The organism is Paenibacillus sp. P32E (genome assembly GCF_001909085.1).
GTDB classification, from domain to species: Bacteria; Bacillota; Bacilli; order Paenibacillales; family Paenibacillaceae; genus Paenibacillus_AQ; species Paenibacillus_AQ helianthi.
In genome coordinates, this window is the sequence record NZ_LVYY01000006.1 from 61,420 (window position 1) to 73,652 (window position 12,233).

Annotated in this window: 11 protein-coding genes and 1 pseudogene; 8 read left to right on the forward strand and 4 right to left on the reverse strand. The window is 45.0% G+C overall.

Annotated elements, in window-relative coordinates; translation table 11 throughout:
- The first annotated feature begins 213 nt into the window (after nt 1-213).
- The 4 genes from A3848_RS07250 to A3848_RS07265 all read left to right on the forward strand — a co-directional run bounded on the left by A3848_RS07250 (nt 214) and on the right by A3848_RS07265 (nt 4,986).
- Nucleotides 214-1,509, forward strand: coding sequence for an ABC transporter substrate-binding protein (locus A3848_RS07250; protein WP_074084288.1), 1,296 nt, complete (start codon nt 214-216; stop codon nt 1,507-1,509).
- A gap of 117 nt (nt 1,510-1,626) precedes the next feature.
- The gene (locus A3848_RS07255) at nt 1,627-2,511 is read left to right on the forward strand and encodes a carbohydrate ABC transporter permease (RefSeq protein ID WP_074084289.1); all 885 of its coding nucleotides are present in this window, start codon (nt 1,627-1,629) and stop codon (nt 2,509-2,511) included.
- A 12-nt stretch (nt 2,512-2,523) separates the two neighbouring features.
- Nucleotides 2,524-3,351: a carbohydrate ABC transporter permease gene (locus A3848_RS07260; protein WP_074084290.1), complete on the forward strand. Its 828-nt coding sequence runs from the start codon at nt 2,524-2,526 to the stop codon at nt 3,349-3,351.
- Nucleotides 3,352-3,375: 24 nt separating this feature from the next.
- On the forward strand, nt 3,376-4,986 hold the full coding sequence (locus A3848_RS07265) for a bifunctional metallophosphatase/5'-nucleotidase (RefSeq protein WP_083611983.1): 1,611 nt from the start codon (nt 3,376-3,378) through the stop codon (nt 4,984-4,986).
- Between the two features lie 75 nt (nt 4,987-5,061).
- On the opposite strand, the gene A3848_RS07270 is transcribed toward A3848_RS07265, so the two are convergent.
- Both A3848_RS07270 and A3848_RS07280 read right to left on the reverse strand, forming a co-directional pair.
- The gene (locus tag A3848_RS07270; RefSeq protein ID WP_074084291.1) at nt 5,062-5,403 is read right to left on the reverse strand and encodes a DUF1801 domain-containing protein; all 342 of its coding nucleotides are present in this window, start codon (nt 5,401-5,403) and stop codon (nt 5,062-5,064) included.
- Nucleotides 5,404-5,811: 408 nt separating this feature from the next.
- Nucleotides 5,812-6,141 (reverse strand): sigma factor-like helix-turn-helix DNA-binding protein, encoded by a 330-nt coding sequence (locus A3848_RS07280; protein ID WP_074084293.1) that lies wholly within the window; start codon nt 6,139-6,141, stop codon nt 5,812-5,814.
- 183 nt (nt 6,142-6,324) lie between these two features.
- Between A3848_RS07280 and A3848_RS07285 the strand changes: the two genes are divergently transcribed.
- Nucleotides 6,325-6,522, forward strand: coding sequence for a hypothetical protein (locus tag A3848_RS07285; RefSeq protein WP_178381927.1), 198 nt, complete (start codon nt 6,325-6,327; stop codon nt 6,520-6,522).
- Nucleotides 6,523-6,652: 130 nt separating this feature from the next.
- Here A3848_RS07285 and A3848_RS07290 read toward each other — a convergent pair whose 3' ends face one another.
- Together A3848_RS07290 and A3848_RS07295 are read right to left on the reverse strand one after the other, a co-directional pair.
- Entirely contained in the window at nt 6,653-7,135 is a 483-nt protein-coding gene (locus A3848_RS07290; protein WP_074084295.1) for a hypothetical protein, read from the reverse strand.
- 419 nt (nt 7,136-7,554) lie between these two features.
- Entirely contained in the window at nt 7,555-8,013 is a 459-nt protein-coding gene (locus tag A3848_RS07295; protein WP_074084296.1) for a hypothetical protein, read from the reverse strand.
- Between the two features lie 779 nt (nt 8,014-8,792).
- On the opposite strand from A3848_RS07295, the pseudogene A3848_RS07305 reads away from it, so the two are divergent.
- The 3 genes and pseudogenes from A3848_RS07305 (at nt 8,793) to A3848_RS07315 (ending at nt 11,767) form a co-directional block, all read left to right on the forward strand.
- Nucleotides 8,793-9,358: pseudogene (locus tag A3848_RS07305) on the forward strand (SF0329 family protein).
- Nucleotides 9,359-9,525: 167 nt separating this feature from the next.
- Nucleotides 9,526-9,855: a MazG-like family protein gene (locus A3848_RS07310; RefSeq protein ID WP_074084298.1), complete on the forward strand. Its 330-nt coding sequence runs from the start codon at nt 9,526-9,528 to the stop codon at nt 9,853-9,855.
- Nucleotides 9,856-9,874: 19 nt separating this feature from the next.
- Entirely contained in the window at nt 9,875-11,767 is a 1,893-nt protein-coding gene (locus tag A3848_RS07315; protein ID WP_074084299.1) for a DUF2075 domain-containing protein, read from the forward strand.
- The last annotated feature ends 466 nt before the right edge of the window (nt 11,768-12,233 follow it).

Sequence of the window (12,233 nt, forward strand, 5' to 3'; positions counted from 1 at the left end):
TATTCAACCGGGCTTTTTTGTTGATGCAAAACGGTTATTGTGTAAACCTGATGTTATTGATAAGGAGAAATGTAAAGTGCATGTAAAGTAACATAACATACCTAAAAATTTTACTGTCAAAGCCAATATATCTCCATTCGAACCTGGCTTCGTACTTGTTAAGATTGTACCTGTGGTTCGTATCCGTAAATTGTGAAAGGTGGTCCAAATCAGATGTTTGGTAAAAAGTTTGGGGTTGTTGCAGCATCCGCCGCGCTCGTCAGTGTAGTGCTTACTTCGTGCGGAGGTGCGGAAGCCAATAATGGGGGAACCCAGGGTCAGGAAGCGGCGGCAGCGGATAGTAAGAAATCTGTCACGCTGTGGATTTTCGATGCAGATCCGATGTACCAGTCAGCAGCTGAGGCTACCGCAGCGGAAATGGGCGTTGAACTGAAGTATGAATACATTCAAGATGAGACCTACAAAACCAAACTGAGTGTTGCGCTTGCCGCAAATGAGCTTCCGGATGTATTCCAGCAGCATGCCGGCAAGTCCTACCGTACCCCTGTTCTGCAGTCGAAGACAGTGGCTCCGCTTAATGATACCCTCGATTCCACGGGCCTGGGCGCGCAATTCCTGGACAACCAGCTGGTGACGGAAAAGGATGGCAACATCTATTCGGTTCCTTCTAACATCAGTACAACCCTTGTTCTTTACTATAATAAAAAGCTAATAAGCGAACTTGGCGCTGCTGCTCCAGCAACATGGGATGATCTTCAGGCGCTGATTAAAGCTGCGAACGATAAAGGCGTGATTCCCATTGCACTGGGCGGAAAAGAAAGATGGCAAGCGGATCTGCTCTACAATATGCTCGTAGCCCGTGAGGATGTGAACGCCTTCGATGAGGCGATTAACGGGAAGGCGAAGTTCACAGATGCACCATTTGTTGAGGCGGCGAATAAGGTGACCACCCTGGTGAATTCGAATGCCTTCCAGAAAGGCTTCCTCGGCTCTGCTTACCTGGATGCACAAGAGCTGTTCAAGAATGATAAGGCTGCGATGTGGATCGACGGAAGCTTTAACTTCTCCTCCCTGTCTAAGGCAATGGGTGACAATCTGGGCTATATTGCGTTTCCAAAGACGGGGGCAGAGGATGTCCTCAGTGCAACTATCGGCTTCCAGAACGCTGAAGCGCCATACTCCTTGTTCGTGAACAACAGCTCTGCAAATGTGGAGGAAGCGAAGGAATTTGCCATCCGTTTATCTTTGAAGCTTAATGATGAATTTGTCAGAAAAGGTCTCCCTGGGTATGCCAAGAGCGAGGTGAAGTCCGAATCACAGAATAAGGAGCTCTCAGCGTATGCTGCGGATATTAAAAAGACTGCCAAAACGCAGGCGATGTGGTTCGGTCTGTTGTCAGCAGATGTAGGCCAGGAATACCGTGATCTGACACAAGCATTATATGGCGGGCAGCTCACAGCAGGTGAGTTCACCGCTCAGCTGGAGACGTTGCTGCATGCAGCCAAGTAAGAAGGATTCCTTACACAGTTCCGCTCAAGGCGGCAGCATTTAATACAATATTCCAGGAAAGTCGATGCAGTCACCAGGACCGCATCGACTTTCTGTAATTGGACAGGTGGGTAAGTGATGGAAAAAGCACTCTCTAATAAAAAAATAATTGCTTTGTTTTTATTGCCCGGCTTCATCGTTTTTCTGATTTTTTATTTTGTGCCTATTGTGATGACCGCCTACTACAGTCTCCAAGATTGGGATGGCATTAACCCGATGACCTTCATTGGACTGGACAACTACACCAAGATGTTTACGGTGGATAAAAGCTTCTGGCAGGCGGTATGGAATAGCCTTGCTTTCTTACTGGTAGGCGTGTTTATCCAGCTGCCGGTCTCGTTTGCATTGGCGCTGCTGGTCTCCCGGAAGATGAAGGGACGTAAATGGTTCCGCAATATTTATTTTTTTCCGGTAGTGATGTCAACGACAATGGTCAGCCTGCTGTGGGTCAAAATCTATGATCCGAACATCGGCATGCTGAACACATTGATGGATACCCTTGGACTGGGTGCCTGGACGGGGGCCTGGCTTGGAGATACGAAGACGGCACTGTTGTCCGTCCTGATCGTGACTACCTGGCATTATGTCGGTTACAATATGCTGATTCTGTTCGCCGGGATGCAAGGGATACCGGAGCAGTATTATGAAGCGGCGAAGCTGGACGGAGCGACAGGCTGGAAAGCTGTGCGTCATATTACCTTTCCGCTATTGTCCGATGTGCTGCGGATCTGTATCGTCCTGAATGTGATCTATGCCCTGAAGACGTTCGAAAGTGTGTATGTAATGACTAACGGGGGACCCCTGAATTCAACAACAGTGATTGCGCTGAAAATGTTCCAGGAAGCCTTCCTGAGGCAGAATTTTGGTTATGGCAGTGCGCTTGCGGTATTTATGGTGCTGGAATGCCTCGTAATTTCCTGGGTGCTAAATAAAATATTGACCCAAGAGAAAATTGAATATTAAGGAGGATCGGTCATGCTCAGAAAAACAAAGAATTCAAGCCTCTATATCCTGATGATCATAATCGCCGTCCTCCAGCTGTTTCCGCTCTACTGGCTTGTGATCAGTGCCTTTAAGGATAATTCGGAGATTATTGGCGGGACCGTCTGGGCGCTTCCTACAGAGTGGCGCTTAAGCAATTTTACAGAGGCGTGGGTTAGTGCCAAGGTGAATCAATACTTTGGGAACAGTGTGATTGTCACGCTGGTTACACTCTTGTTTGTGCTGCTGTTTGCTTCGATGATGGCGTATGCGTTAACACGGATGAAATTCAAATATAACAGTGTCATATTGTTCATGCTTCTGATGGGCGTGATGGTTCCGATTCATGCTACACTAATTCCGCTCTTCATGATACTCAAGAATCTGGGGATTCTTAGCTCAAGACTGTCCATTATTCTGCCGTACATCGCGGTGAATTTGCCTATTGGCGTATACATGCTGTCGGCTTTTCTGCGGACCATGCCGAAGGAGCTGGAAGAAGCTGCATTTATGGACGGCTGCGGGGTGGTGAAGTCCTTCTTCAAGGTAGTGCTGCCGCTACTCAAGCCGCCGCTTGCTTCGGTAGCGATCTTCGTGTTCCTGGCGGTGTGGAATGAGCTGTTGATGGCGGCTACCTTTATTCAAAAGCAAGAGCTGAGGACGTTGCCGCTGGGCCTGATGAATTTCAGCGGTCAATACAGCATCAGCTGGGGGCCGCTGGCAGCAGCTATGGTCATATCCACACTGCCCATTCTGCTGGCTTACGTGCTGTTCAGTGAACAGATGGAGAAGAGTTTTACCGCAGGGGCAATTCTGAAGTAATTAGGGCGAAAGAAGGATGAAGGGATGACTATACAGGCTGGTACCAGCACACTATTGAATATCGTAATAATCGCCACCTCGGATCTTCACGGAAATCTGTGGGGTTACCGGTATGAAGACGGCCACGAGACAACGAATGACGGGATGGCCAGAGTCGCCGCCTATGTCAGGGAAGTCAGAGACAGTGGAGCGGAAGTCATCCTCATCGATAACGGTGACGTGTTCCAGGGGAATATGCTGACTGATGATATCTACAATAAGCGGCCGGATAGCATACATCCGGTTTCGGCTGTGCTGAATGCAATGGGTTATGTGGCTATGACCCTCGGCAACCATGAATTTAATTTCGGGCTTGGCCTGATCGAGAAGTTCAGGCAGGAGCTGGAGTTCCCTGTGCTTGCTGCGAATGCCGCGTATCACAGCGGAGAACGGTTCGCAGAGCCGTATACGCTAATGGAGATCCAAGGCGTCAGAATCGCAGTGATCGGACTGACTAATCCTAATATTCCGCGCTGGGACGCCGGGAAGGTGGATGCGCTGCACTTTGGCCCCATGGCTGAAACGGCGCAGCAGATTACTGCCTCCCTGAGGGCTGAAGGCAAGGCCGACATTATTGTCATCAGCGCTCATGCGGGAATGGTGGCCGAGTTCGATGAAGAAGGCGGCTCGGATTCTGCTGAACGCATTACGAAGCTCGTTCCTGAGGCAGATGTGCTGCTCGTCGGGCATATGCATATTACCGTTAAGGAACGGATAGGGGATACCGTCATTGGAGGGCCGCGCGACCGGGGGCGGGAGGTGGTCCGCTTCGACCTGACCGTTCAGCTAGATGGTGCAAGGCCCCGGGTGGTGAACAAGGAAGTCTCGATTGTGGATATGGCTGGCTGGGAACCGGACCCTGAATTCCGGAAGCTGGTTGCAGAAGCGCATGAAGAGACGATGACCTTCAGCGGCCAGGGAGGCGGAGACTCCTCTTCAGAAGCAGCCAGCAGCCTCTTGGGTTATGCGGCCGCCGACTTCCAGCCGCAGGCCGGGACGGGCGGAGTACCGGCGGGAAGATTGCGGGATACAGCGGTCATTACGCTGATTCAGAAGGCGATGCTGCAGGCCAGCGGGGCGGATGTTGCCGCCACAAGCCTCTTCGCAGATACGGCGGATTTGAGGCAGGGGCCGTTAACTTACGCCGATGTGTACCGCATCTATCCATTCGACAATGTGCTGTACGTTGTGACGGTAACCGGCAAAGAGCTTAGAGCCTATATGGAAGTCTCGGCCACGCATTTCAACCAGTGGCAGCCGGGAGATCGTGAGATCACTGCCAATCCTGAGGTGCCCAGTTACCTCTATGACATGTTCGCCGGGATCGATTATCAGATCGATCTGTCACAGCCAGCCGGTCACCGGATCATCAATGTGCTCTACCAAGGCCAACCCCTAGCCGATACGCAGCAGCTGCAGCTTGCCGTCAACAATTACCGCTACAGCAGCTTATTGAAGGCGTCCAAATTGGTTAGCAGGGCTAAACATTGGGAGTCGTCCTGCAGCGTCCGGGATATGCTGGTTAGCTACATCAAGGAACAGGGGACGTTATCACCGGAAGTCGATAATAATTGGTCGATTGTCGGGGTAGGGTAGCCCTATAGAGAAGTGCCTAGCTAGTGTATGATTTAATAAGGGCTTCCGATTAACAGGAGCCCTTTTCTGATTGTGCTAGAGCGTCTGGGAGGCTTGTTTCACCCAATCGTTCAGCATTCCGGCATCGATCTGCTCACCATTTCGGAACTTGATCGTCTTCCGTTCTGGAGGGCCGTCGAACAATCCTTCGGGAAGCTCCAGCCCAGTCGCATTGAAGATCGTGAAGCTGACAGCATCCTTAGCAATAGAGATCACGGCTGCATATTTTTTGTTCTTCAGAAAATGAGGCTTATTGTATTGAATACGCTCCTGTACATCGGGAATTGCATTGTGGACGACTTGGCGTAATTCATGGCATAGACTGGCTTGCCACGGTTCTTTGACCTTCTCGATAAACTCGGTAACCTCTTGGCTCATTTGAACTTCTCCTCCCGTAATCCTTCGCTTATTCCGCGTCAGGGTTTTATATTAATATAAACACATCTTTCCAGGAAATATAGGTAGACTCATAAAGAAATCAGGTTTCTTCCTGACTTACAGGGTGATTAAAATCATATCCTTCGTATATATCAATGGCGGAATGCGAATTTCGCGATCATTGAAAAAGATGTGAAAACCCTCTTTTCACTGAGAGGGTTTTATATTTTTTTACGGTTTATTTCTTTTCTCGATAAATTAATTCCAGAAACTCCACAATAATTTCAGAACTCACGTCTTCCTTTGGTAAATGTATAAACCGACTTAAGCGGAGAATATCCGGCTTGTACAGCTCAAGGAGTTGTAGGGTTGCATCCGAGTCTTTGTTCCTGGCTGCATTTAAGAGATTTAAAAATTCGCTGTTTGTGATAGGTTCTGAAGCAACTTCCTTTTGCATTTATTCACCCCCTGTTGAGTTATGTTAAATTGGTGGGCAACTTCAGCTTCCGACAAGCCTTCCAAATATATTTTTTGCAAAATTGTTCTTTCATAGGAGGAGAGCGTACGAAGTATCTGCTCCACCGCCACCTTGTTATCTGATAACTCTGTGAAAGAAGGTGCAGGGAATTCACGGTCAAAACCATGTTCTCGTCTTCTTATCTTTTTAGCCCTATACTGCAATCTCCAGCCAATACGATAAATTTCAGTCTTGTAACGGTTATATTCGCTCTGTTCCAATTATGGTGCTCTCCTTTCTAATATAGCTTATATAAGTAGGTAAATTTAAAGAGGGCGATGACAACCAAATGGGAACATATGTTTCTATAAATTATACCATTTTTTTGAATGAAAAGTAATGGTTGTGAAACGGGCATGCCGTTTCCCTACCTTAAAAGCGTGGATTCAGGAAGGAGGGAAACTTTGAAGATCGAAGATGTTGTCACCTTAATAACTAATGTAGGTTTTCCGGTCACACTCTGCTTTATTCTGATTCGTTATGTGCTGGACACCGTAGGGGAGAAATTAGATAAACTGGATGCTTCATTGAAATTGCTCACACAGGCCATTCAGATGCTGGAGGAGAAACAAAACAATTTCAAAATTATGGAACGCAAATAAGACAGACCTACTGTATGGATTCAACAGACGAAGGGAGCTGCGATAGCCGCAGCTCCCTTTAAACGAATCGTATTTTTATCGATTCCTATCATATACGGTGTTGGAGAGGTCAATGGTATCGCCCCCTCATTTATTGCGAATTAAGTGATTGTTCGAGCATATCCGAAAATGATTTAAAGTCAAAATCACTTGTAATGGAATAATTTTGTATAGTTTCTTTGTTGTTTTTATCATATACGTAAACGTATTTATCACTCAGGAATGCGACACGGAAAAGGATTTTTTGATTATCTTTTGAATAAATAAACACGTCATACTCTGAGGTGGCATCTAGTTTTTTAAAATTAGATATTTTCTTTAATTTAAGACTGGACATGTATTTAAACACATTACTAATCTGATTTTGATCAGTGATGTTTACTTCTTTACTTGGAACTGAATCGGTAGTAAGAGGTAAGCGGATAATTTGAAGAGTAACACCAGTTTGATTGAGCTTATTAAGTACTGCTTTATCCATAGTTGTAGTTAAGCTCATAAAATAATAAATTCCGTAAACAATAATACCAACAATCACAATTATTGCTATTATTGCGTTTTTTTTCAGCAGTTTCATTCACATCACGTCCTTTTCTCCTTATTCATTAATCCTCTGTCTTCTCTTTGTTGTCACTCCCTTCTGCCTACCAGAGACACAAGAATGGCAGGATAATTCGCTTTCGTAAGATTACATGTTGCCATGTGTTGCATATCCTTCACATATTCATTTCCAATTATATACCATTTTGCGGTGGAATGGGTGCTTTCCTGTTTCTCGTACCTATTTCAGGAACTATGTCTCCTTCGTGCAGACTCGACCTTACTCAATGCTTCATCGATCTATTTGTGAGTAATGGGCTTGGTACTTTTCCAAGCAGGTTTGCCAATAAAAAACACTTACGAGTCTTTATTCAATAATTACAGAGATAACGCTCATGGTTTTGTACAAGGAAAAAGCCTGATACTGGATGTATCAGGCTTTTATGATACTTAGACTTAAACGATCTCCCAACCACTACCGGAATGGGCTCTCTCAATAACCCCATTACCAGAAATAAAACGAATAACTGTGCCATCTTGCAAACTGAATTCAAGGAAAGGGAACCGGATTTGAAACAGATCGTACCGAGTTAAAGGTTTCAAGCCACGAATCATTTCAGTCATGGATGTAACCCCGTTTTGGATAACATGTCCTGTATCATTACCTGTTGTAGCAAATAAACTTGCTACAAGACTTGTAATACCCACAGCAATCCCAGCAGGCGTGCTAGCCACAAAAATAAGACCAAGGATTGTAGCAGAGTATCCTGCCAGTGCACCAGTCAAACCCACTTTGTCAGCCGAACCGTCACCCCAATGCCCATAAATATAAGAGTAGTTCTGTGCGTCACGCATTTGTTCCAGTTGAGCAATACTAACCGTAATAGAAGCTGCATATTCACGACTTCTTGCCATAATTAATCTACCTCCAAAATGATATTTTTGTTTGAGCCACCAGCGCGCTTTGCTGTCTCACTATATAGGGAAGTCTTTCGTCGAGTTTAACAACACTCCAGCTCTATTTTTGTTTTTTTCATAAATAATAAGTACTCTGGGCAGTCGAACGTCTAAGCATCGGAGCTCTCCTAGATGCTAGATGCAATCCGGAACGGCCTTATCCGGGTGACATATCAGCCATCATTAGGACGGCAGAGTGCTTGAGGATACCCCGCGCAAGCTGCTGCGAATAATAGCTCAGTTTCGTTTCACAGATGAATAAGAGTGAATGGGATTCTTGGATAGAACGGTTTAAATCAGAAGCAACAAAAGTATTAGGGTTTAATGTTGGTGAACCTGAGGAGGGGGTTATGTAGTACGGAATTTCAGGAGGATTACATGACATTAGAACATGAATTTTATCTCACCCCGACTACAATTGATGTGGAACACTTTTGGATGAATAGAGAAAATAAACCTAAGGTTATCGATTGCTTGGTAATCTATGATGACATTATTCTGTATATACAGTGGCAGAGGCACTTGGAGATTAGGCTGCCCAGATTGGAGAAATCCGTGTGAAAATAGAAAAAGACGCAAAAAGATCGAGGATCGGCTAAATGGAGAAGGGGAACAACCCGGAGCCACCAAGCCTTTCCTCTGTTTCTAAAAATATGTTTTGGGGTCCCAAAGTACCTGAGTCATCTTCGAAGCTAAAGCCCCACTTTGTGGGGGTATTTGATATGGGAGGGGATCACATGTCCTGGAGCAAATTGAAGCAACAACTGGAGGGCTTTCTCAGCCCGGCGCTACATGGAAGGGTAGAATACCGCGCGCCCGGTTACCGTTATCTGCCTGATCAGGGATTTGCTATATCTCGGTAGATAAAAAGAACGTACTCAATATGAGTGATAAAACGAATGCGATCAGATGGTACCGAAATGAGCTGGAAATTAAGAATGATCCGGATATCCAAATTCCTATCAGCGACGACGATATTGAAGCGGTCAGACAGGCCACCAAGGGACCAGTACCGGAGGATCGCCTAATCGTAATGGCCAGAAGCAGAAAAAGTACAGAACATGCCAAGGAGCTAATGTCAGCACAGGCTACACTCGTTAAATCGAATTTTATCGTGGTGGCTAATCAGTTCTTAACGACGCCTATAGAGGAGAGCTTGGAGAGCAATGATATGGTATTGAATATTCTGGCTTTGGTGGACCGGAGAGTTGGGAAAAAGCGGATTGTGGGTATGGTGGAAAAGATGGAGTTGAAGCATCCGGTTGTGCGGTATTTTTATGAGTTGCGGCGTGGTACATTATGAGGTTCAGAGCCATGATTAGATATATGATTTAATAAGGGCTTCTGTTAACAGGAGTCTTTTTCTATTTAATTTGTAGGAATTTCGTGGATTTACATTGAGGATTGGGCTATCATTATTTTGTACAGAGCAAGTAGATTGAATTAGAACAACAGGATGAGGTGCTACAAATGGACGAACTAATCGAGAAAATTATCCAATTCCGCGACGAAAGGGACTGGAAGCAATTTCATGATCCTAAAGATCTGGCTCTTTCCATCTCGCTCGAGTCTAGCGAACTGCTGGAACTCTTCCAATGGAAGAACAGCCAGCAAGCCATAGAGCAACATTATTCTGACATGCAGGACGAAATCGCTGATATTCTCATCTATACGCTAACGCTCGTTCATGATTTAAATATTGACGTAAAGGATGCCGTTCTTCAGAAAATAAACAAAAACGCGGAGAAATATCCGGTATCCAGCTTCAAGGGAAGTTCTAAAAAAGGTACGCGGCAGTGAACGGATAGGGGAGAACTCCATGATTATTTATGAATCGACAAAGCAGCAATTTATGAATGATGTGACCGAAGACAGCATTGCGGTAAAGATTCATAACCAGTACGTCCAAAAAGTCGGCAGGGTTTCCATGGGCGAAATCAACGCATGGAACAATTCGATGAACTACCTATATAAAGTATTAAACACATCAACCATTCCAGATAACGTGGGAATCGCGATTGAATATAAAATTCCAGCGACCTCGAGAAGAGTTGACTTCATGATTACAGGCTTGAATGAAAAGGATCAATACTCTGTCGTCATCATCGAGCTTAAGCAATGGTCAGAAGTTGAAACGGTTGAGGATGCAGATGGCCTTGTTAGAACCCGCTATAACGGAACAAAGACTAAAACGTCGCATCCTTCTTTTCAGGCATGGTCTTATGCCAGGCTGATTAGGGATTATAACGAGACCGTGCAGAACGAAGCGGTTGAGCTCTATCCTTGTGCTTATTTACATAACTATGTACAGACCGATAACGACCCTCTATTACATCCTGTCTACAATCAATACATTGAGGAAGCTCCTATCTTCTCAAAGGGGGATGTTCTAAAGTTAAGAGGGTTTATCTCAACCTACATCAAAAAAACCGATAGAAGCAAATCGCTGTACCTCATTGAACATGGCAAAATTAAACCCTCAAAATCGCTGCAGGATTCACTCGTCAGCATGTTGCAGGGGAATCAGGAATTCATCATGATTGACGATCAGAAGGTAGTCTATGAGGAAGCGTTAAGATTGGCGCAGCAAGCCCAGTCGGGCAAGAAACAAGTCTTGATTGTCGAAGGCGGACCAGGGACAGGGAAGTCGGTTCTCGGAATTAATCTTTTGGTAGAACTTACGGCACGAGAACTAGTCTGCCAATATGTAACCAAGAATAGCGCGCCTCGTGCCGTATACATGAAAAAGCTGCAGCAAAACTTGAAGAAATCGTTCATTGATAACTTGTTTAAGGGATCAGGCGTTTACTATGAAGCATTGCCCGATGAATTCGGTTGTTTGATTGTTGACGAGGCGCATCGCTTAAATGAAAAGTCGGGTCTGTTCAAGAATAAAGGAATCAATCAAACCATGGAGATTATCCGCGCTGCCCGGTTTTCTGTATTTTTTATCGATGAATATCAGAAGATCGCGATGCACGATGTTGGTAGCAAAGAGCAGATTAGACATTATGCCGAACAAATGGATGCGGATATTACGGAGCTGACATTGGCTTCTCAATTCCGGTGCAATGGCTCCGATGGATATCTGGCATGGCTCGATGATGTACTCGATATCCGTGAAACGGCAAACGCAGATGGTTTCGATTTCGACTATGACATTCGACTCTATGATGACCCGAATGAATTACGGGACGAAATCTTCAGCAAGAATCAGATCAATAATAAGGCAAGAATGCTTGCAGGATACTGCTGGGATTGGAAGACGGATGGCAAGAACAATCCTGGCGTCCATGACATTCAATTAGATCGCTATCAATTCTTCATGAGCTGGAACCTTAACAATACGACGACTTGGGCGATCGACCCTGAATCCATCGAACAAGTGGGCTGCATACATACCTCACAGGGACTTGAATTTGACTATGTCGGAGTGATCATTGGCGAAGATATGCGTTACGAGAATAACCGTATCGTCACCGACCCGTTCAAACGTGCGAAGACGGATAAGTCTCTTTCTGGCTTCAAGACCTTGTATAAGAAAGATAAGGACGAGGCGCTCCGAATGGCCGATCAAATTATACGAAACACCTACAGGACGTTAATGACCCGAGGAACGAAGGGGTGCTATATCTATTGTGTGGACCCTCATCTGAAGGCGTACTTGCAAAGGCGATTGGCTATCCAAAGTTCGGTGGTAATTTCGGGATAAGGTTAGTTGAGGGCGATGGAGAGTTGTATCAGTGATTTGGAAAGATTGAGGATCGGATGAATGGAGAGGGGGTAACCCGGAGACATCCAGCCGATCCTCTGTTTTGTTTTGGTGAGAATTATATGTCCTAGAATAATTTTAAACGCTATGATTCTCTCTATAAAATATTCTGATATCACAGCGCAAATTATTTAAATAGCTGTTTGGTTTTAAGCAGTTTATGGCCGAATTATAAGGTGCAGTAGGGGGAAAAATAAGACGTATGTTTATGCTTAATGAGGGTACAGTTTTATTTAGAATTGTTATTAAATTATATGTTAAGAATTTAAGTGGATTGTTGATAAAGAAGACTTGTGATATACTTTTTTAGTTAAGAACGTTTGTTCTTGGACTCTTCATTCTAATGTCTGAATAATAGCTTTTTTGTTAAGCATATTTTTTTATTGAAAGATTGAATATAATTTAA

Coding starts and splice junctions, on each gene's coding strand:
- A3848_RS07250 (WP_074084288.1), top strand. CDS start 214: ATGTTTGGTAAAAAGTTTGGGGTTGTTGCAGCATCCGCCGCGCTCGTC.
- A3848_RS07255 (WP_074084289.1), top strand. CDS start 1,627: ATGGAAAAAGCACTCTCTAATAAAAAAATAATTGCTTTGTTTTTATTG.
- A3848_RS07260 (WP_074084290.1), top strand. CDS start 2,524: ATGCTCAGAAAAACAAAGAATTCAAGCCTCTATATCCTGATGATCATA.
- A3848_RS07265 (WP_083611983.1), top strand. CDS start 3,376: ATGACTATACAGGCTGGTACCAGCACACTATTGAATATCGTAATAATC.
- A3848_RS07270 (WP_074084291.1), bottom strand. CDS start 5,403: ATGAGCCAAGAGGTTACCGAGTTTATCGAGAAGGTCAAAGAACCGTGG.
- A3848_RS07290 (WP_074084295.1), bottom strand. CDS start 7,135: ATGAAACTGCTGAAAAAAAACGCAATAATAGCAATAATTGTGATTGTT.
- A3848_RS07295 (WP_074084296.1), bottom strand. CDS start 8,013: ATGGCAAGAAGTCGTGAATATGCAGCTTCTATTACGGTTAGTATTGCT.
- A3848_RS07310 (WP_074084298.1), top strand. CDS start 9,526: ATGGACGAACTAATCGAGAAAATTATCCAATTCCGCGACGAAAGGGAC.
- A3848_RS07315 (WP_074084299.1), top strand. CDS start 9,875: ATGATTATTTATGAATCGACAAAGCAGCAATTTATGAATGATGTGACC.